Annotated in this window: 16 protein-coding genes; 7 read left to right on the top strand and 9 right to left on the bottom strand. The window is 40.0% G+C overall.

What is annotated here, in order from left to right; genetic code table 11:
* Positions 1-98: 98 nt before the first annotated feature.
* The gene (locus CWB62_RS11815) at positions 99-2,240 is read right to left on the bottom strand and encodes a M3 family metallopeptidase (RefSeq protein ID WP_138527466.1); all 2,142 of its coding nucleotides are present in this window, start codon (positions 2,238-2,240) and stop codon (positions 99-101) included.
* Positions 2,241-2,560: 320 nt separating this feature from the next.
* Between CWB62_RS11815 and CWB62_RS11810 the strand changes: the two genes are divergently transcribed.
* The 6 genes from CWB62_RS11810 to yegD all read left to right on the top strand — a co-directional run bounded on the left by CWB62_RS11810 (position 2,561) and on the right by yegD (position 9,561).
* Positions 2,561-3,421 carry a mechanosensitive ion channel family protein gene (locus CWB62_RS11810; protein WP_138527465.1) on the top strand — a complete coding sequence of 287 codons (861 nt, stop codon included), beginning with the start codon at positions 2,561-2,563 and terminating at the stop codon, positions 3,419-3,421.
* Positions 3,422-3,837: 416 nt separating this feature from the next.
* Entirely contained in the window at positions 3,838-6,123 is a 2,286-nt protein-coding gene (locus tag CWB62_RS11805) for a TonB-dependent receptor (RefSeq protein ID WP_058405051.1), read from the top strand.
* 114 nt (positions 6,124-6,237) lie between these two features.
* Entirely contained in the window at positions 6,238-6,537 is a 300-nt protein-coding gene (locus CWB62_RS11800) for a hypothetical protein (RefSeq protein WP_058405052.1), read from the top strand.
* Between the two features lie 63 nt (positions 6,538-6,600).
* Positions 6,601-7,257, top strand: a complete 657-nt coding sequence (locus tag CWB62_RS11795) for an HAD family hydrolase (protein ID WP_138527464.1) — start codon at positions 6,601-6,603, stop codon at positions 7,255-7,257.
* A gap of 33 nt (positions 7,258-7,290) precedes the next feature.
* Positions 7,291-8,133, top strand: coding sequence for a DNA ligase (locus CWB62_RS11790; RefSeq protein WP_138527463.1), 843 nt, complete (start codon positions 7,291-7,293; stop codon positions 8,131-8,133).
* Positions 8,134-8,196: 63 nt separating this feature from the next.
* Positions 8,197-9,561: a molecular chaperone gene (gene yegD, locus CWB62_RS11785; RefSeq protein WP_138527462.1), complete on the top strand. Its 1,365-nt coding sequence runs from the start codon at positions 8,197-8,199 to the stop codon at positions 9,559-9,561.
* Between the two features lie 11 nt (positions 9,562-9,572).
* Here yegD and CWB62_RS11780 read toward each other — a convergent pair whose 3' ends face one another.
* The 3 genes from CWB62_RS11780 to CWB62_RS11770 form a co-directional block, all read right to left on the bottom strand.
* The gene (locus CWB62_RS11780) at positions 9,573-10,037 is read right to left on the bottom strand and encodes a methylglyoxal synthase (protein ID WP_058552241.1); all 465 of its coding nucleotides are present in this window, start codon (positions 10,035-10,037) and stop codon (positions 9,573-9,575) included.
* Positions 10,038-10,102: 65 nt separating this feature from the next.
* Positions 10,103-10,735: a LysE family translocator gene (locus tag CWB62_RS11775; RefSeq protein ID WP_058405105.1), complete on the bottom strand. Its 633-nt coding sequence runs from the start codon at positions 10,733-10,735 to the stop codon at positions 10,103-10,105.
* A 209-nt stretch (positions 10,736-10,944) separates the two neighbouring features.
* The gene (locus CWB62_RS11770) at positions 10,945-12,120 is read right to left on the bottom strand and encodes a multidrug effflux MFS transporter (RefSeq protein WP_138527461.1); all 1,176 of its coding nucleotides are present in this window, start codon (positions 12,118-12,120) and stop codon (positions 10,945-10,947) included.
* Between the two features lie 182 nt (positions 12,121-12,302).
* On the opposite strand from CWB62_RS11770, the gene CWB62_RS11765 reads away from it, so the two are divergent.
* Positions 12,303-12,776, top strand: a complete 474-nt coding sequence (locus CWB62_RS11765; RefSeq protein ID WP_006791419.1) for a hotdog fold domain-containing protein — start codon at positions 12,303-12,305, stop codon at positions 12,774-12,776.
* Positions 12,777-12,794: 18 nt separating this feature from the next.
* Here CWB62_RS11765 and CWB62_RS11760 read toward each other — a convergent pair whose 3' ends face one another.
* The 5 genes from CWB62_RS11760 to CWB62_RS11735 all read right to left on the bottom strand — a co-directional run bounded on the left by CWB62_RS11760 (position 12,795) and on the right by CWB62_RS11735 (position 20,114).
* Positions 12,795-13,265 carry a bactofilin family protein gene (locus CWB62_RS11760; RefSeq protein WP_058552244.1) on the bottom strand — a complete coding sequence of 157 codons (471 nt, stop codon included), beginning with the start codon at positions 13,263-13,265 and terminating at the stop codon, positions 12,795-12,797.
* Positions 13,255-14,415, bottom strand: a complete 1,161-nt coding sequence (locus CWB62_RS11755) for a M23 family metallopeptidase (RefSeq protein WP_138527460.1) — start codon at positions 14,413-14,415, stop codon at positions 13,255-13,257. Before CWB62_RS11755 ends, CWB62_RS11760 begins: the two co-directional genes overlap by 11 nt.
* A gap of 143 nt (positions 14,416-14,558) precedes the next feature.
* The gene (fahA, locus tag CWB62_RS11745) at positions 14,559-15,872 is read right to left on the bottom strand and encodes a fumarylacetoacetase (RefSeq protein WP_138527458.1); all 1,314 of its coding nucleotides are present in this window, start codon (positions 15,870-15,872) and stop codon (positions 14,559-14,561) included.
* Positions 15,873-16,008: 136 nt separating this feature from the next.
* Positions 16,009-17,055, bottom strand: a complete 1,047-nt coding sequence (hppD, locus tag CWB62_RS11740) for a 4-hydroxyphenylpyruvate dioxygenase (protein WP_138527457.1) — start codon at positions 17,053-17,055, stop codon at positions 16,009-16,011.
* A 305-nt stretch (positions 17,056-17,360) separates the two neighbouring features.
* Entirely contained in the window at positions 17,361-20,114 is a 2,754-nt protein-coding gene (locus tag CWB62_RS11735) for a metallophosphoesterase (protein ID WP_138527456.1), read from the bottom strand.
* Positions 20,115-20,259 lie beyond the last annotated feature (145 nt).

Raw genomic sequence — 20,259 nt, 5'->3', positions numbered from 1 at the left:
GTAATAACTAATTGGCTAAGTTTATCTGTTATAAATAAAGGTATAAACAATAAAAGCCCGCAAGCGGGCTTTTATATTAAAAATAATAAGTTAAGTTATTATTCTACTAAACCACGGCGCTTAAGTAGTGCGTCGGTTGTTGGTTTTTGACCTCTAAACTCAATGTAGCTTTGCATTAAGTCGCGGCTATTACCTTTTGATAGGATTTCTTTACGGAAGTTATCACCGTTTTCACGTGTTAAACCGCCGTTGTTTTCCATATGTGCAAACGCATCGGCTGCAAATACTTCAGTCCAAAGGTAGGCGTAGTAACCCGCAGAGTAACCGCCAGCAAAAGTATGGCTAAAGTAGTTTGATTTATAACGCGGTGGTACAGGGTAGTAATCAATGCCATGAGCTTTTAGTGCTGCGTTTTCAAACTCTTGAACATCATTGATTTTCTTATCTGAACCAAATGAATGCCATTCCATATCCAGTAAAGCAGCGGCTAAATATTCAGTAGTACCAAAACCTTGGTTGAATTTTTGCGATGCTAATACTTTATCAAGTAATGCTTGTGGAATTGGCTCACCTGTTTTGTAGTGCTTAGCGTAATTAGCAAGTACGCTAGGTTCAATCATCCAATCTTCGTGTGCTTGAGATGGAAATTCAACAAAGTCACGCGCCGTTGCAGTACCAGCAAGGCTTGGGTATTTAACATCTGAGAATAAACCGTGAGCCGCATGACCAAATTCATGGAACATAGTCGACACTTCGTCAAAGGTCATAAGCGTTGGCTCGCCTTCAGCAGGTTTTGGAATGTTTTGCGCGTTATAAATAACCGGTTTAGTGCCTTTTAAGCCGCTTTGGCTTACGTATGCACTCATCCATGCGCCGCCACGTTTGCCTTCACGTGCGTATGGGTCCATGTAAAATAAACCAATTGCACTGCCGTCAGCATTAAATACTTCGTAAACGGTTACATCTTCGTGGTAAACCGGTAAGTCTTGACGTTCTTTGAATGTAATACCGTACAGTTTATTCATCGCAAAGAATAAACCATCGTTAATTACTGAGCTCATTTCAAAGTAAGGTTTAACTAACGCAGGGTCTAGGTCGTATTTCTCTGCTCGTACTTTTTCAGCGTAAAATGCCCAATCCCAAGGTTTAAGTTCAAAGCTTTCGCCCGAATCATTAATTACTTTTTGAATAGCAGCGGCTTCAATTTTTGCTTTTTCAACGGCTTTAGGGGCAAGGTCATCTAAAATGCCATATACATTTTCAGTTGTTTGCGCCATACGCGACGTCATTACATACGAAGCCCAGTCTTTGTAGCCTAACAGCTCTGCTTTTTGTGCACGTAAGTTAGTTTCTTCAATGATGATAGGGCCATTTGTTTGTGCCGCACGGTTTGCTGATGCAGTAAAAATTTGCTCACGTAATTCGCGGTTTTCAAGGCTTGATAAAATAGGCTGTTGCGTGGTGTTCACAAGCGTGATCATGTAGCCATCTTTACCTGCTTTTTTAGCTGCAGCGGCAAGGCCTGCAATTTCACCTTCAGAAAGGCCAGCAAGTTTAGCTTTGTCAGTAACAACAATGACATCTTCTTTAAAGGATTTTAAAACGTTTTGCGAAAACGCAGTAGATAAGTTAGCAAGCTGTGCGTTAATTTCACGCATTTTTGCTTTTTCTTCGTCACTTAGTTTAGCGCCGGCTTTTACAAACTGCTTGTAGTAAAAATCAACAAGACGTTGGTCTTCAACGCTTAGTGTTGCTTGGTTGTCGTATATTGTTTGAACGCGCTCAAATAAAGCGCCGTTTAAATAAATGTCATCAGAGTGAGCCGATAATACAGGCGCCATTTTTTTACTAATGCGCTGGTATTCATCATCTGAGATTAAGCCCGATAAGTTATAAAATGCCGTTGATACACGGTTCAATAACTCACCAGATAGTTCCATTTCAACTAACGTGTTTTTGAATGTTGCTGGCTCTGGGTTATTAGCAATTGCTTGTATTTGAGCTGTATGCTCTGCAATACCTGCATCAAATACGGCTTCGTAATCTTTAGTACCAAATTTATCAAACTCAGGTGCCATGTATTGTAAAGGACTTGGTTTGAATAACACATTGCTTGCGTTTACGTCTTGCACTTGTGCTGCGCTTTCTTTTGCCATTGTTTGTGTTTCTGATTTATTTTCTGAACAGGCAGATAGTAATAATGCACTAGCAATTGTAGTGGCGATTAGGGTTTTACGCATAATAACTCCATAGAAAGATTAGCCGGAATAGGCTTTTCGAGTCGAAAAACCCACTTAACTTACCAAATTTTGATTTATATACAATAAAGTTTATCGAGATTAAGCTGGATTTAAACGCAAATTAGCTAAAAATAGGAGTTTAGGTAGGTAAAAGTAGCTTGAGCTGTTTATTTTGATGCCCTTTTTGGAGTCATAAGTGCTATAAAATAACAAAGCGCAATTTTTAAAGTCAGTTAAATTGCATTGTGGCGTGTTAAGGTTAGTTAATTAAAACACATTCACCTTATAATAAAGTTAAAGACTCCCTGATTGGAAAATAAATGAATTTAGAACAAATAAACGAAATCCTTTCTTTTGTTGTATTTAGTTACAACGACATCCAACTAACAGTGGCAAAAATAATTCAGGTGCCGCTTATTTTGTTTGCAATGTGGTTTGTGGTGACCCACATTGGTAAGTTAATAAAAAGAACCCTACTTGCCAAAAAAATAAGCCAAGATGCTGTTCATTTATTTACGCGTATTTATTTTATTTTAAGTATCGCCATTTTAGTTTTCACCTCGCTGGAAGTATTAAACATCCCATTAACGGCTTTTGCGTTTGTATCTGGCGCCATTGCAATAGGTGTGGGGTTTGGTGCGCAAAATATAATTAATAACTTTATAAGCGGTTGGATATTAATGTGGGAACGCCCCATTCGAATAGGTGACTTTTTAGAAGTAGGCAGTGCCAAAGGTGTCGTCGAAACTATAAATACTCGTTCAACGCGTATACGTCGAAATGACGGGGTACATATGCTAATACCCAACAGTCAATTATTAGAGAACACAGTAACCAACTGGACGTTAATTGATGGAAATGCACGTTCATCGGTGAGTGTTGGGGTGGCGTATGGATCAGATGTGGTATTAGTTAAAAAGCTCATTCAGCAGGTGTTAGATGAACATGGCGCAATTTTAAAAACACCAAAATCGGCAGTGTTGTTTGATGACTTTGCCGATAGCTCGCTAGTTTTTAACGCTGTTTTTTGGGTATGTGCTGAATCTGAAACCATGCTTAGAACTGTGCGCAGTGATATTCGCTTTAGTCTGTATGACATATTTGAGCAACATAGTGTGGTGATTGCGTTCCCTCAACGTGACATTCATATCGATGGTGAAATAGCCATAAAGCGTACTTGATAAAACATTGAAAAAACCCGCCTAGTGCGGTTTTTTCTTCGCCAGCAAAAATCGTACCTAAGTTAGGTTTTTTAGTTAAAACTTTAAAATTGCTACTTTATTTGTGGTTTTATTGATAAGGACATATGTCCTTATGGTTGGGTTTTTACATCTAAAAAGTAATTAAAAGCCGCTATCTTGTGGTTAAATGTTGCAAAATAGTTTCAAAATTACAAAGATTTTATGCAGTAAATTTATCACACAGTGGTATAATCTCACTCGTTCGTTCAGCCTCATTATTTCGTTTTTGTACTCTCGATAATAAGGTCCGCGCGCATATAGCCAAGTCGCGAAAAATTGTACGAACCCGCAATGAATACATTGCGCAACACAAAAAACCGTTGAACAAGAGTGCATACAAAAGGTTAATACCCGACATGAAAGCAATTAAAAAATCTGCAATAGCGACAATCATCAATGCCGCACTACTCTCTGCTGCTGGCACTTCTGTTTCTTCATTTGCTGCTGAAGAAGAAACGGCTAAAAAAAGTAATCAACTAGAAGTTATCCAAGTTACTGCACGTAAACGTGTAGAAAATGCTCAAGAGGTGCCTGTAGCTGTATCTGCATTGCAAGGTGATAACCTTGATGCCTACAGCTCTGCGGGTATGGACATTCGTTTTATGAATGCGAAAATTCCAAGCTTGTCTATCGAATCTTCATTTGGCCGTTCTTTCCCTCGTTTTTACGTACGTGGTTTAGGAAACACCGATTTCGATTTGAATGCGTCTCAACCTGTATCGTTAGTTGTTGATGAAGTTGTTCAAGAAAATGCGATTTTAAAAGGCTTTCCAGTATTTGATATTGAGCGCGTAGAAGTATTACGTGGTCCGCAAGGTACTTTATTTGGCCGTAATACGCCTGCAGGCCTTGTTAAGTTTGATTCAGTTAAACCTAGCCAAGAGTTTGACGGTTACGGTGCGGTTTCATACGGTAGCCGTGGCGCAGTAGACACTGAAGGTGCTGTAGGTGGTGCGCTAACAGATCGTTTATCTGCTCGCGTTTCATTATTATGGCAAGATAAAGATGATTACATTGATAACCAAGCACCTAATTTTGAAGCTAAAGATCAACAGGGCGGTTATACTGAAAAAGCTGCACGTATTCAGTTTTTATATGAAGGCGATGATTTTTCTGCGCTTTTAAACTATCACACACGTGATTTAGATGGTTCGCCTATTGCGTTTCGTGCAAACGTAATTGAATCTGGCTCTAACGAATTGGTTGATAACTACGAGCATGATGTTGTTTATCAAGATGCCGGTGCTCGTTCTACTCAACAAGTAGAATCTGAAGGTATGAGCTTAAGACTTGAGTGGGAACTTAAAAACCACACTATAACGTCTATCTCTGCATGGGAAAGCGCTGAAATTTACTCTCGTGGTGATATTGACGGTGGTTACGGTGCTGTTTTCCTTCCTGATTACATGGGCCCTGGCTTTATTCCATTCCCTTCAGAAAGTGCCGATGGTATTCCTGAGCAAGATCAAATTACTCAAGAACTTCGTTTATCAAGTAACTTTGACGGCGACTTAAATTATCAAGTGGGCGTTTTTTACTTTGATGAAGAACTAACAATTGAAAACTTTAGCTACGACACATTTTCATCACCAAATGCTGGCGCCTTAAACGGGTATGTAAAACAGCAGCAAGACACAACAGCATGGGCAGTATTTGGCTCTGTTGATTATGTTGTATCTGATGATTTAAAAGTAACAGCGGGTCTTCGTTACTCTGATGATGAAAAAGATTTCTCTGCAGATCGTACACTTAGCCCTGTTGGCGGTGGTGCTTTATTTATCGAGCAAGATGTTAGCGATAGCCATGTAAGCTGGGATTTATCTGCAAACTACAAAGTAAACGAAGACGTAAACTGGTACAGCCGCGTAGCTAATACATTCCGCGCACCAAGCTTGCAAGGTCGTATTTTATTTGGTGATGAAGTAACAACAGCTGATTCTGAAACCGTAACTTCATTTGAAACAGGTATTAAATCAGACGTGTTAGACGGACAAGGTCGCGTAAACGCAACTGTGTTCTACTACACAATGAGCGATCAGCAATTGACTGCTGTAGGTGGTGGTGCAAACTTTAACCGCTTAATCAATGCAGATAAAACGACGGGCTACGGTTTTGAGTTAGACACTGAGTGGGTATTAAGCGATGAGCTTAATGCAACATTTAACTTAAGCTATAACAAAACTGAGCTTAAAGATAATGACCTAGCTGTAGCTGTGTGTGGCCAGTGTACTGTGACAGATCCAACTTTCCAAGTTGCAGGTCCTTTTGGTCCTGAAGCTCGTGCAATTTTAGACGGTAACAGCTTACCGCATGCACCAGAGTGGATTTCTAACTTTACACTTCGTTACACTAAAGAGCTTGAAGATGGTGATTTCTTTGCAAATGGTGATATTTCTTACCGCAGCAAAATCAACATGTTCTTATATGAATCTGTAGAGTTTGAAGGCAAGCCTTTAACTGAAGTTGGTCTTCGTGCAGGTTACAGATGGGCACAAGGTGACTACGAATACGAAGTTGCTGGTTTTGTTCGTAACTTATTTGATGAGCAACAAGCAATAGGCGCAATCGACTTTAACAATAACACGGGAATTGTTAATGAAGAGCGTTATGTTGGTGCTGAATTTAAAGTTAAATTCTTCTAATTAGTAGATTAGAAATATGCATTTAAAAGCCTGCCATGTGCAGGCTTTTTATTTTGTGATCCCTTTTAGAGCTGTTAAAGTAGCGCATAATTGGTTTATTGATAGAGAAATAGAATGGCTGGATTTTGGAATTATCGTGTGATTTTTTGTGAAGCAACAAAAGATGAAGCAGCGCAATATCAAATACACGAAGTAGAATATAACCTTAATGGTAAAGTAACTAATTGGTCTGAAACAGGTGCAGCACCGTTCGGTACAACGCTTGATGAATTAAAAGATGACTCGGCGCGCTTAAAAACCGCTTTTGAAAAACCTGTACTTAAGGTGGTTCGTAAAGCGCGTGGCTATGAGTTAGTTGATATTGAAACTGGTGAAGAGGCTTTTGGTGAGCCGCCTGCTGGTTTAACGCAATAATCATGTAATAACAAAAAAGGTGCTGAAGCACCTTTTTTTAGCACTATAATTTAAGGAGAAATCATGAGTTTACAGGCCGTTTTATTTGATATGGATGGCACGCTAGTCGATTCAGAAGCAATGCACTTTGTATGTTGGAGCACACTGTTAGCGCCATTTGGAGTAAGTTATTTAGAAGAAGAATTTTGTCAGCGATTTTCAGGGCGTCCTACACTTGAAGCGGCAATTGAAATTAAAAGTGAGAATAACTTATCAGTCAGTGCTGAGTTTTTAGCCGCAGAGAAATACCGATTATTTGGTGAATACGTAAAAACGAATTTACCGCCTCTTATGCCTTTTGTGGTGCAAACATTAAAAGCGGTTAAAAATAGCAGCTTAAAAATGGCACTCGTAACAGGAAGTGCAACAAGTGAAGCGATGCCAATTCTAAAAGGGTTGGGGTTTTATGAGTTTTTTGATAGCGTTGTTACCAAAGATGATGTGATTAACCCCAAACCGGCAGGCGACCCATATTTACTCGCTTTAAAGCAAATAAACATAAAGGCAGAAAATGCGATAGCTGTAGAAGATACGTTTACAGGCGTAAGCGCTGCAAATAATGCGAGCTTAAGAGTGGTTGCTATTGCAAATAGCCACACCAAAGAACATGACTTTAGCAAAGCGACCTATTGCATGGGTAACCTTGAGGAGTTTTGGCAATGGGTGCAATCTCAACTATAGTTTAAGTCACTATTACCTAGCTTGGATGCGCTAATGATTGCTCTAAAATGGATGTTATTAATTACGGTTATTTTGTTTAGCTGCTCGGCTTATACTTCTCAGCCTTCTGTATTATTAGCCAAAGTGTATGATGAAGAAAAGCACGACGATATTAGCGCCTACTTAGTCAGCGAAAAATTTGACGGTGTAAGAGCCATATGGACCGGCACACAGTTTGTTACTCGCAAAGGTAATGTGATTAATGCACCACCTTGGTTTAGCGCATCACTGCCTAACATATGGTTAGACGGCGAGCTTTGGACTGAACGGGCACATTTTGCTGCATTAAGCGGTATAGTAAGAACTAAAATACCAAATAACCAAGACTGGCAAACTGTCACTTACAAAATATTTGATATGCCAGATAAAACCCTACCTTTCAGTGAGCGTTATAAAAATTACTCTCAACTTGTTACACATATTAATCAGCCCCATATCCAAGCAGTTAAGCAGGTTCAATTTAAAGATAACAAACAGCTCTCTGATAACTTCAATAGCATAACGGCACAGGGTGCAGAAGGCGTTATGCTGCACCTAGCTGATGCAAAACATAAAAGTGGACGAAGTGGTGCTTTGTTAAAGCTAAAGCCTTACCTTGATGCTGAGGCGGTTGTTATTGCTCATTTGCCGGGTAAAGGTAAATACACGGGGATGCTTGGTGCGCTTCGCGTTAAGTCAGCCTCTGGGCAGTTGTTTTCAATTGGTACAGGGTTTAGTGATGCCCAACGGCAAAACCCACCGGCCATTGGCAGCACTGTTACCTATCGTTTTCACGGGTTAACTAAGAATGGTCTTCCACGCTTTGCTAGTTTTTTGAGAGTAAGAGAAAGCATATAGCAATTTAAAAGTAATCTTAAGTATGCTAAATTGCGCGGCCTTTTTGGTAATGTGTGGTGGTATATGTTTGTAGGTTTTGATTACGGTAGTTCTAATTGTGCTATGGGTGTAATGAACGATAATAATGTTCAGTTAGTGCCTTTAGAGCAAGGCAAACATTACTTACCTTCTACACTTTATACGCATCATAGTGCTTTGGTAGTTGATTTTGTGGCTAAGCATTTGAAAGCCACCGCGCACGAGCAAGATTTTAACTCTCAGCGCCAAGCACTCTTAAATTCATTGCCTCGAATTAAATCAGACCTTGATTTACAACCTTCAGATGAAACCTTATTTATTGGCCGAGAAGCAATTAGTGAATACGTTCAATTTCCTGAAGAAGGGTACTTTGTTAAGTCACCCAAATCGTTTTTTGGCGCAACCGGTTTAAAGCAAGGGCAAATCAACTTTTTTGAAGACATTGCAACGGCAATGATTTTAAAAATAAAACAACGTGCAGAGCAATCTTTAGAAAAAGAGCTTACTCAAACTGTTATTGGCCGCCCTGTAAATTTTCAGGCGGTGGGTGGTGAGCAGTCTAACCAGCAAGCGGTTGGTATTTTAGAGCGAGCAGCAAAACGAGCTGGTTTTAAAGACGTTGATTTTTTATATGAGCCGCTTGCAGCCGGTATCGACTACGAAAGTGATTTAACACACGATCAGAAAGTGTTGGTTATAGATATTGGTGGAGGCACCAGTGACTGTTCATTTGTGCAAATGGGCCCCAGTTTTAGAGGAAATAGTCAGCGTGATAACGACTTTTTAGCTCACAGTGGTAAGCGTGTTGGTGGAAACGATTTAGATATTGCATTGAGCTTTCATGGTTTAATGCCTTTATTGGGGCTGGGTAGTACATTTAAATCAGGATTACCCTTGCCAAATCAGCCGTTTTGGCAAGCCTGTAAAATTAACGATGTTAATTTACAAAGCCAATTTTACAGTGAAAGTCAGGCGCGAGAGCTTAATGCACAATTACGCGATGTAAGTGCACCAGCGCTTTATAAGCGCTTAATTCATTTACAGCAAAATAAGCAAGGACATCAACTTGTTCAACAAGGTGAAGCCGCAAAAATAGCACTATCGTCAACAAACGATTTTAACTGTGACTTGCGCTTTTTAGATACCGAACTTAGTAAAAATTTATCAGTTCATGACTTATCTTTAGCTGTAGAAAGTAGTATTAGCCAAATAGTCACGTTGGCAAAACAAGCAATAAGTGACGCGCAAACAACTCCAGACGTTATTTATTTAACGGGAGGCAGTGCGCAATCTCCACTAATTAAAGCAGCACTTAGCGAGCACTTAGGTGATATTAATATGGTTAATGGTGACCACTTTGGTAGTGTAACTGCTGGCCTGACAAAATGGGCCAGCATGCTTTATAAGTAGCTTATAAGGCTTTATAGACTTATTTGTCGGGTTGCGAGGTATTTTTCGTAATCTGGCAAAGTGCGCTCAAGCTCGGTGTCCATTAAAGGAGAGCTTAGTAGCATATCAGCACTTACCTCATTACACGCCACGGGAATATTCCAAACAGCGGCTAAACGCAGTAATGCTTTTACATCAGGATCATGAGGCTGTGAAGCTAAAGGGTCCCAAAAAAATATTAAAACATGAATTTCATGTTCTGCTATTTTTGCGCCTAATTGCTGGTCGCCACCCATTGGGCCACTTAAAAGCTGAACAACATCAAGCCCTGTACTTTTTTGAATTAAATGCCCCGTTGTACCTGTGCCATATAAGGTGTGTTTACTCAGTGTGCTTTTATGTTTGTCACACCACAGCTTTAGCGCGGCTTTTTTGCCATCGTGAGCAACAAGGGCAATATTTTTTTTTGCAGGAAGAGATTGTGTTTTTTGTTCCATATTAATTCTTTTTATTTGTGCCTAAATGCTCATAGTTACACCAACTGTTAGCAAAATTAGGAGAGTTATAATAGTAGATTAATAGCTAGGGCAATAAATATTATTCCCGTTACTCTATCAATCCAAAGTTGACTATTTGGATGCTGCCTAAAAAACTGTGCGATTTTGTCGCCAAAATAAATATACGTGCAGTCTATTGGAAAAGCAAAAATAGGGTATAGCAGGCCAAAAAATGCGAGCTGAAAAGTGGCTGATGATAAGTTGGGATCTACAAACTGTGGAATAAAAGCAATAAAAAATAAAGCGACTTTGGGGTTAAGTACTTCGGTCATCATGGCTTGAAACATCACATTAGACTTTTTAGCTGTGCTTATGTGTGGCTTATCTTCACTTTGGGGTTGTGTGGCAGCTGTCGTGCTTTTAATCATCATAAAGCCCAAATAACACAAATAAGCGGCACCAGCATATTGAACAGCACTATAGGCCGTAGGGGATGCTTTTAAAATAGCACTTAAACCTATTACAGCAAAAAAGGTATGCACAACACCACCTAATGCAAAACCAAATGCACTTTGCATACCTGCGGTGCGGCCATTTGCAAATGTTTGTGCCATTAAAAATGCATTCGAAGGGCCAGGAGCCACTGCCATTAAAAAACTAGCAATTAAAAATGAGAAAAGAAAATCGGGGTTAATCATCATATACATGAATTAATTAAAGGTAGTGGATGATACCAATCGTAATGATAAATAAAAAGCAGTCTATGGCTTACTGTATCAATGTTGAAGCGCTTGATTAACCTCTCATTACGCCAGTTTCACCTGCCGCTTTTTAAGCATTGTTATTAAAGTAAGCGTGGGAAAATAAGCAATATTTTCCCACTAATAATTCGTGCTAATAAGGTGGGTTATGAAAACTGTGCTTTGCGAAACAACAAATAGCTAAAAGGCACCAATAATAAAAAGTGGACGCCAATTAATATCGGGGTCGATAATTGTAAAAATTGAGTAATGAACACCAGCAAACTTGCTCCACTCATTTGCATTGCACCAAGCAGCGCTGAAGCTGTTCCTGCTTGCTTAGGAAAGAGGCTTAATGCTCTTCCTGCTGCAGAGCCAAGGGTAAGTGCAAAGCCAAATGCAGCAACAAACATGGGGATCATTAACGCGAGTGCCGATTTATATTGGCTAAACACGAGCATCAATAAACCAGAGCTAACCAATAGGAGTAACCCTATTTTCAAAGCACGTTTGGGGTGGCGCTTTATGTATAGCGGCATAACAAAGCTGGCAATAATGCTTAAAACAGCATTAAGTGAAAACCAAAATGTAAAGTTAGCCACGCTGCCGCCAAGTTCAGTAATGATCCACCCTGGCGCTAAAGTGACAAATACTAAAATAACCGACATTGTGACCATACAAAGTAAGCTATTAAATAAAAATAGTGGCGTAGAAATAATGGGTATAAAGCGTCTTAAGTCGAGAATATGCCCCTGATACACGCTATCGGCTGGTCGTGTTTCTCTAAAAAAGAACAGCGTTAAAATAAAGCCTACTAATGCAAACCCAGTTAAAAATAAGAAGTTCATTTCCCAGCCAAACTTAACCGTTAACCAAGCACCTAAAATGGGCGCCAACGCAGGAATAAAGCACACAATGCCATTTAAGTAGGTAATAATTTGGCCGCTGCGCTCGCTACCAAATTTATCTCTTACAATCGCAAAAGCAACAACAAATGTGGCGCATGCGCCTAACCCTTGTAATGCACGCGCAGAAAGTAATACTTCAAACGAAGGGGCATAGTAAGCAAGTAGCGCAGAGCCTGCATATAAGCTAATACCCACTAATGCGACAGGCTTTCGGCCAAATCTATCAGCTAAAGGCCCTGCTATTAATTGACCTAATCCAACAGTTAACATAAAAATGGCAACGGTTTGCTGCACTTGTTGCTCAGTTACCAAAAATTGCTCTGCTATGGTAGGGAAGGCGGGCAGATAAATATCAATAGCCATAGGGCAAAAAATAACAAGCAACGCTAAGATAAGTAATAAAGTTAGATTAGGTTTTGCGGGCTGTGAATGCATTGAGTCTCCTTTTTCGCGTATTTTAGGGGGGCACTCATAAAAAAGAAAGGGCTTTTGGCCTATGCATACGTCGTCATTCGTATTTTTTATTAAACACGTGATAAAAGCAGCGATTAAAACGGCTTTTTTAAACTGGTCTGATGTGTTAGCGTTAATAAAGTAACTGTAACTGGAAAACTATAATGGCAAATCAATCACCACTTGTAAAAACGTGGCATAAATTTAAAAACTTACCCTTTGGAAATTGGCTTTTTACTAAAGCTGTTTGTTTTAAAGCCCCTTACTTTGGCTCTATGAAACCTTACGTATTAGACCTGCGAGAAGGGCACTGCAGTGCTGTTGTTAAAAACCGCCGAAGTGTTCATAACCACATTGGAACCATTCATGCAATTGCGCAGTGTAACCTAGCTGAGTTGTGTGCAGGTGTGATGGTTGATGCGACTGTACCGGTAAAAACCCACCGTTGGATCCCAAAGGGGATGACAGTACAATATTTGGCAAAGGTTGATACAGACGTTACGGCTATTGCTGAGATTGATTTACCACGCCAGTGGATAGATAAAGAAGACTTGGTTGTACCCGTGAAGCTTTATAATACCCGCAACGAACTCGTGTTCACTGCAGATATTACAATGTATATTACTGAAAAAAAATAGCCTACCGCTAGTGTAGCGCTAGCTTTTATCGGTGGCTTGTTTATTTACAAACGACAAGCCGCTGTCATCTTCTTCAATCAGTGTTTTTACTTCTGTTTCAATTGGTTCAGCAGTTAATTCTACTGTTTCTTTTTCAGTGCGTTGCTTTAAGTTGCCTTCAATTACAGCGCCAGCATCAATACTCAATGAGTCATGAAACACATCGCCATGAACATGGGCACCACTTTGTATTTTTACTTCACTTGCATTGATAGAGCCAATAACCGTGCCTTTAACAACAATACCCACGGCCTCGACAATTCCTTCAACAACACCGGAGGAACCAATGACTAATTGTTCGGCTTTTATGTCACCATCTATTCGGCCATCAAGTTGAACTTCACCTTGGCTTATTAAAGTGCCAGTAAGGCGCACATCTTCAGAAATTATAGAGGGGGTATGATTAACCTTTCTTAGGTTAGTACTTGCTGATTTTTTTTTACCGAACACGAGAGAGCGCCTTTGTTATTTTTAGAGGATTGACTTGTTCGCCATTAACCAATACTTCGTAGTGTAAATGAGTGCTGGTACTTCTTCCAGTGCTCCCCATTAAACCAATCACATCGTGCTTAGCGATATGCTGGCCTTTTTTTACTTTTATTTTATTTAAGTGGCCAAAGCGAGTAACTAAGCCATTTTTGTGTTCAAGTTCAATAAAGTTACCGTATCCGCCATTACGCCCTGCACGAAGAACCACAGCGTCTGCAGGAGCAAAAATTTCGGTTTTGTGCCAACCTGCTAAGTCTACGCCTTTGTGAAATGCACGACGATTATTCATTGGGTCTTTACGTAAACCAAAGCTACTTGAAATGTAATATTTTGCAGCGGGTAAAGGTAGGGTGTTAGGTAATTCAGTTAATAAATTTTCTAGATTGTTTAACGCAACTAATTTGTCGACTATTGCCAAAAAATGACTGGGTATATTTGTTTCGTCAAACACATCAAATGGCCCACCTTGAGCAATGTGCAAAGCGTTAATTGCTAAGTGGCTTTCTAAAGCGGTATCAAGCCCTGCGCCTTTAAGCATGGCTAAAATGGCGTTGTGTCGCTCGTTTATTTTTGTGTCTAGGTAGTTAAAGCTTTGTTCGTATTGGTCATTTAAACGCGCCAACCGCGCCTCAAAACTAATAGGTTGACCTAAATTAACTTGCTTAGCATTTGGATCTTCATCAACTAAAGGTTCATGGAATTCGTTTTTATTTTCATTAATAGGGGACTCAAGCTCTTCACCTAACTGAATAACGTCTTGGCTAATTGAAGCAGGTAAAGATTCGATCATGCTTTGAAGTAGCGCTTGTTTTTGCTCAAGCGTTACAAGCTGCTTAAGTTGCTGTTCGTGAAGACGTTGCTGCTCGGTAACTTTTTGTTCCCAAAGTGCTTGTTTGTTTAGCTGGTTTTTTTCTATGTCAGAGATATGATTAGTTTGCGTATAAACACGAAAGCTCGAAATGCTCACCCACGCAATTGTTGCTAAAATAAGCATTATTGCGAAAAGTTGTAACCAAGACGCTAAAACAACATGCTTAACCTCGCCATTTTGACGAATAAGAAGTTGGCGAGCTGGAAAAAGTTTTTTGTAAGACTTTATAAATACTGACATGGCATATAAACACTGGCTACTAACCGGAATAATGTATCAATCTGAGCTTAAAAAGCCAGAAAAAAATTGTAACTGTTCAAAAATTAATAAAAAAGGGCTGCTTTTAAAAGCAACCCTCTTCATTTGGTTATGCTTGATTGAGATTATTTTGCGGCCAAAACCGTACTCTCAACTGAGCCAAAACCAATACGTGCAAAGCCTTCTTTTTCACACCAGCCACGCATAATAACGTTATCGCCATCTTCTAAAAAGCTGCGTTGCTCGCCATTGCTTAGCGTTATTTTTTCTTTACCGCCACGAGATAGCTCCAGTAAAGAGCCCGCTTCTTCATGTGTAGGCCCCGATTGCGTACCCGAACCCAACATGTCACCCGGCATAAAGTTACACCCGTTAACCGTATGGTGAGTGACCATTTGGGCTACAGTCCAGTACGAATGCTTAAAGCTAGAGGTAGATACGCGGGTAGGAGAGTGTCCTTCGCTACGCATTTTTTCGGTTTGAATTTTTACATCCATTTGAATGTCAAATGCACCTTGCTCGCGATTAGCTGCAGACTCTAGGTATTCCATTGGTTGTGGGTCATTTTCATCACGCGTCCAACTTGTTCTGTACGGTGCGAGTGCTTCTGTTGTAACAATCCAAGGCGACACTGTTGATGCAAAGTTTTTCGCTAAAAATGGACCTAATGGTTGATATTCCCAAGCTTGTAAGTCACGGGCCGACCAGTCGTTAAACACACAAAAACCAAATACATGATTTTCTGCATTTTCGATTGCAATTGCATCGCCAAGCGCATTTCCTTTACCTAAGTAAATGCCAAGCTCTAGCTCGTAATCAAGGCGTTTACATGGGCCGAATGATGGTACTTCAGCATCAGGTGCTTTAGTTTGTCCTTTAGGGCGGTGAAATGTTTGCCCAGACACATCAATAGATGAAGAACGGCCATGGTAACCAATTGGTACCCATTTATAGTTTGGTAATAGTGGGTTATCAGGGCGAAATAAACTACCGACTGCTGTTGCATGATAAATAGAAGTGTAAAAGTCGGTGTAGTCACCAATACGACATGGCAATGCAAATTCAATATCAGCTTGTGCTATTAATGTGTTTGCAATGTCTTTTTGACAATCAGCGCCTTCGCGTAGTGATTTAGAAAGAGCCATACGAAGTGCTGACCAAAATTGCTGACCCAAACCCATAAATGCATTTAGTGTTGACTCGCTAGCTGCATCGAGTGCTGTTTTAGCATCGCCTGTAAATACATTAAGCTCACTTAGTTTTGCAAGATCGATAACCTGATCACCTATCGCTACACCGCCACGAAATTCTTCGTTAGTACCTTTGCGACGAAACTCGGCAAATGGCAAGTTTTGAATAGGAAAGTCGCAATTGGCAACATTTGCTGACTCTACCCAGCTTGTTAAATTGATATCATGGGTTTCGTTAATTAGGCTCATTACATTTCCTTTGGTTTAACTGTATGGCAACAATGGAGTATTTATTTAAGCATACTTGCACTTTAAGCCATACATTTTAAATATTAAAACGACAAAAAGCAGCGAAGGTCGCTGCTTTTAATTTACTCAAAAAAGGTTATAAAACGCCGCGGCGCTCTTGATCGCGTTCAATTGATTCAAATAACGCTTGGAAATTACCTTCACCAAAACCGCCATCATCAACACGTTGAATCATTTCAATAAAAATTGGGCCAAATAAGTTTTTAGAGAAAATTTGTAGTAGGTAACAATTTTCGCTTTGGCTATCTACCAGTATTTGGTGTTCGCGAATTTTGTCTTTATCTTCTTTAACCCACGGTACACGGTCAAAAATGGTGTCGTAGTACTCAGGGATAATATCAAGCGTAGCAATCGTTGATTTATCTAGTTTGTCTAGCGAGCTAACTAAATCGTCAGTTAAAAATGCTAAATGCTGAACGCCTGGGCCATTGTATTCACCTAAGTATTCGTCAATTTGGTTGTTGTCGTTACCTTTACCTTCGTTGATTGGAATTGAGAAGGTGCCACATGGAGATTTAAGCGCATATGAAATTAGCGCCGTTTTTTGACCTTTAATGTCAAAGTAACGTACTTCTGTAAAACCAAACACATCTTTATAAAAGTTTGCCCATGTTTCCATAGTGCCTTTATAAACATTATTAGTGAGGTGATCGATACGCTTAAAGCCTTTGTCTTCAACAATGGTTTGCGTTGCTAAATCTTCAAAGTCACTTTCGTAAATGGTGCCTTTATCGCCAAATTGGTCAATAAAGTAAATTAGGCTATCGCCAATACCGTAAATTGCAGGGTAAGGAAGATTTTTGTGTGTAGAATCGGTTGCAGGTTTTGCACCGCGCTCTACTGCAGTTTCAAATGCTTTTTGGGCATCTTCAACACGCCAACCCATTGAACAAATTGCAGGGCCATGGCTTTTAGCAAATTCGGCTGAAAAACCTTCACGCTCGTTGTTCAGTAAAAAGTGAATGTCGTTTTGATTGTAATAAACAATGTCTTTACCTTTAAACTTTTTAAGCTTTGAAAAGCCAAAGTCAGTAAATACTTTGTCCATGTAATCTGCATCAGGCGTGGCGTATTCAGTAAATTCAATACCGACTAAACCTAAATAGTTAGTTACTTCACTCATTTTAGTTACTCCCACAATGTAAGCATTGTGATTATTTGTTGTTGTGTTAATGGCAAGATAATTAACCAGAATTAGGTTTAGGGGAAGCGTTGCGCTGTATTTAGTATTTAGGCTGTGTGTAAATTTTATAGGACGTTTAAGGTGAACTTGCTTTTAGTGCATACAGAGGAGAACATTTACGCTGTAAAAATAAGCGGTTAACGTTACTTTTTTTTAGTTAAGTTTATGATTTAAAATAATAAAAAAGAGAGTTTAAGTGGTTAAACTCTCTTTTTTGAAGTGGTATAAAATAGTGGCAAGTGTAATTAATTGTTTACATTTTTGGTGTGTTCACCAAAAAACTTGCTACGCTGTTGTAACCATAAATTAGGCTTTATTGCAGGGGCAGCTTGGTAATGGCGTTCAATAGTTTGATTAAGTACGCGTGTTGCTTGCTCGTAAGTCAGTTTTTGCTGCGCATTACCTAAGCTTTTTATTTCGTCGCGGCTCATCGCACGTCCGGCATAAAGCATGGCATTTAAGTAGCCTGGTTCGGTTTCGAAATTGTCATCGTTAAATAACAGTACGGCGTTTTTGAGCGCCCAACGGTTGTTTATTTCTCCATCTTCCTTTACACCTACAAGTTCGCCATCTATGTATACTTCAAATACGCCATTGGTAGGTGCCGTATAAAATACTAAAGCGACACGGTGCCAAGAGTCTGGTTGTGTATTACCAAAATAGCCACTGTCGCTGGTTGATTTACCATAACCACCACTTGGGTCTATAAATATGTCGGCGTCGTCGGTTAAGTAGTTAACGGTATCCGCTTGAACAACCGCACGGTAAATATCTTGGCCTTCAGCGGGCCAGTATAAATCCATTACAAGTGTGTAGTCTGAAACCATGCCATCAGCGGCATAATCGCCGTTAGCGGGGGTGTTTAAGTTAATATGTAGGCCTTCGGTTGGTGCATGCCTTGAAAATGCCATTACACCTGACGGCCCGTCACTCAAATCGCTAATGCCGAGTTCGGTAGTGGTTTTATATTGAGTTTCTTCTGGGCCCCAGTCTTTTTCTTCAGGATCGAAGTAACTGAGCACTGAAGGTCCAAAATCTGCTGTGAGTGGGCTTGCTGTATTATCAAAATTCCATACCGTTATGTTTTCTTCGTTTGTACATGAAAATAGTTGATTGTTGGTATCGAGGTATAAGCACTGGCTTGTTCTAAATCGGGCGTACTGATCTAGTAACCACCATGCTTCAGCAATGGGTTCTACGTTTGAAAATGTTACGCCATTAAAAAATAACTCAGGATTAAGCGCTGCACCTTTAAATAAGGCAACATCATAATTGCTGGTGGCTTGAACGTTATCGGGTGTGAGTGAAAACCAGTCTGGTTGGCTTGCATACATAGATGTTAAATCTGTGCCCGTAACTGTCACTTTATATATGGCGTTAAAGCCAGGTGTATTCGAAGGTTGCCTTTCTACATAAAATGCTTCGTGGAAATCTTCTTGTGTAAGCGTGCCGGGTGTCCACCGTTTTTGAACCAGTTCAGGGTTTAACAGTGCAGCTGTGATTGAGCTTGCGTGCTGCGCGGCTAATGCTGTTATTTCAGCTAACTCAATTGCACTTGGGTAGTTTTCTGAAATAGCTATTTCGGTTTGCGCATCGGGTGCGTAACGCCCCATAATTTCGTCAATGGCTTGCTTTGTTGGGTCATCACGTTCTGTAATTGTTTCGGTCGCAATTGTTTGATAGTTCACAACAGGGGATGTTTTATCAGCTAAATTAAACTCCAGCGTTAAATCGGTTATCCCTTTTGCATAAAAGTCAGGTTGAATAACAATGGCGCCATTTTCTAGTGTATCAAAGCTTTCGCCGCCATGAGTATGGCCCCCCAATACTAAATCAATGCCTTCAACGTCAGTTGCCATATCGGTATCTAAGCCTACGCCTAAATGGCTTAGCATTACCATGTAATCAACATCATCACGGTATTGGCTTACAATGCTTTGTGCGACTTGTTGCCATTCCCAGCTCATTTTAAATTGTTTGATAAAATCAGGAATTGGATCGTCTTGAAGTGGCTCATCTAATTCATTCCATGGCACCGACGTCATGCCAAATACACCTAGAGTAATACAGCCAACTTGCACTTTTGCAAAGCTTACAGCGGCAAAGTCTTGAAGTTGCTCCCCTTCATAGCGAGTGTTACTTGCAAGCACAATCGCTTTATCATCTTGCGAATAACTCAGCAGTTTTTCAGGGCCCCATGCATAGTCGTGGTTTCCCACAACGCGGATATCAAACTGCATCGCTTTAATGGCTTCTTCGGTTGCTGTGCCTTGTGAAAGTTGCTCTGCTACCGTGCCTTTTTCATAATCGTCACCACCGTTGGTAAATAGGGTATGTGGTGTTTGGTTGGCAACTTGGTTGTAATACGCTTTAATGCGGCTAAAGTATTGTTCCTCATACCCAAAACGGGCATGTAAGTCTGCTACATGAACAAACCGTACCGATTGTGTTGTTGCGCTCGCCTCACATGTTGGGCCAATATCGGCGAATGCTTCTTTACGCTGCATTTGAATTGCATAAGTGCCTACTTGATTCACTTGTGCACTGACGTAATCATCGCTTACGGTTGAGTTAGTAATCGTTTCCCAACTATTTAGGCCCAACTGCCTGGCTATAAATAATTGCCCACCTAGTACGTAGTCTTCAGGTATTTTTATTCTAATAGTAATAGAATCTGAAAATGTAATGTCAGGAACGGGTATAAGAGTATGTAAATCAGAGATAATGTTTAGCTGTGCGTTAGCGTCATCCAACGTCGTTTTTTCGTAAGTGATTTCGCTATTCGATGAGGCTGTATTAGCAGGGATAATTAATTCAACCCCCCCGTTATCTAGCGTTGAGTTTAAGCCGTTAGCAGCAGTTAAAGAAAGTAGGGTAGGCTCGGGCTCAACAGGATCATTTGGATTAACTGTTACTGCATCACTCGCACCTCCACATGCACTTAATACAAAGAGCAAAAATGGTATTGCAGCTATTTTTAATAACTTATCCAATAACATATACAGCAGTCCTCGGGTATCTAATTTAACAATTTATTAATGCATAATATCAGTTAAAAGTATGGGAGCATAGCTGTATAAAAATTCCCCCATAAACAATTATGGGGGCATTTTTTATTTGTTACTACATTTAGAATATGCAGTA

This window comes from Pseudoalteromonas sp. S408, assembly GCF_005886645.1.
GTDB lineage: Bacteria > Pseudomonadota > Gammaproteobacteria > Enterobacterales > Alteromonadaceae > Pseudoalteromonas.
Note: the sequence above shows the minus strand (reverse complement) of the source record. Positions and strands in the feature narration are given on the sequence as shown.

Excerpts from the sequence above, each read along its gene's own strand:
- CWB62_RS11775 (WP_058405105.1), bottom strand. The coding sequence starts at position 10,735 with ATGATTAACCCCGATTTTCTTTTCTCATTTTTAATTGCTAGTTTTTTA.
- CWB62_RS11765 (WP_006791419.1), top strand. The coding sequence starts at position 12,303 with ATGGCAAATCAATCACCACTTGTAAAAACGTGGCATAAATTTAAAAAC.
- CWB62_RS11770 (WP_138527461.1), bottom strand. The coding sequence starts at position 12,120 with ATGCATTCACAGCCCGCAAAACCTAATCTAACTTTATTACTTATCTTA.
- CWB62_RS11755 (WP_138527460.1), bottom strand. The coding sequence starts at position 14,415 with ATGTCAGTATTTATAAAGTCTTACAAAAAACTTTTTCCAGCTCGCCAA.
- yegD (WP_138527462.1), top strand. The coding sequence starts at position 8,197 with ATGTTTGTAGGTTTTGATTACGGTAGTTCTAATTGTGCTATGGGTGTA.
- CWB62_RS11735 (WP_138527456.1), bottom strand. The coding sequence starts at position 20,114 with ATGTTATTGGATAAGTTATTAAAAATAGCTGCAATACCATTTTTGCTC.
- CWB62_RS11815 (WP_138527466.1), bottom strand. The coding sequence starts at position 2,240 with ATGCGTAAAACCCTAATCGCCACTACAATTGCTAGTGCATTATTACTA.
- CWB62_RS11795 (WP_138527464.1), top strand. The coding sequence starts at position 6,601 with ATGAGTTTACAGGCCGTTTTATTTGATATGGATGGCACGCTAGTCGAT.
- CWB62_RS11810 (WP_138527465.1), top strand. The coding sequence starts at position 2,561 with ATGAATTTAGAACAAATAAACGAAATCCTTTCTTTTGTTGTATTTAGT.
- CWB62_RS11780 (WP_058552241.1), bottom strand. The coding sequence starts at position 10,037 with ATGGAACAAAAAACACAATCTCTTCCTGCAAAAAAAAATATTGCCCTT.
- hppD (WP_138527457.1), bottom strand. The coding sequence starts at position 17,055 with ATGAGTGAAGTAACTAACTATTTAGGTTTAGTCGGTATTGAATTTACT.
- fahA (WP_138527458.1), bottom strand. The coding sequence starts at position 15,872 with ATGAGCCTAATTAACGAAACCCATGATATCAATTTAACAAGCTGGGTA.
- CWB62_RS11805 (WP_058405051.1), top strand. The coding sequence starts at position 3,838 with ATGAAAGCAATTAAAAAATCTGCAATAGCGACAATCATCAATGCCGCA.
- CWB62_RS11790 (WP_138527463.1), top strand. The coding sequence starts at position 7,291 with ATGATTGCTCTAAAATGGATGTTATTAATTACGGTTATTTTGTTTAGC.
- CWB62_RS11800 (WP_058405052.1), top strand. The coding sequence starts at position 6,238 with ATGGCTGGATTTTGGAATTATCGTGTGATTTTTTGTGAAGCAACAAAA.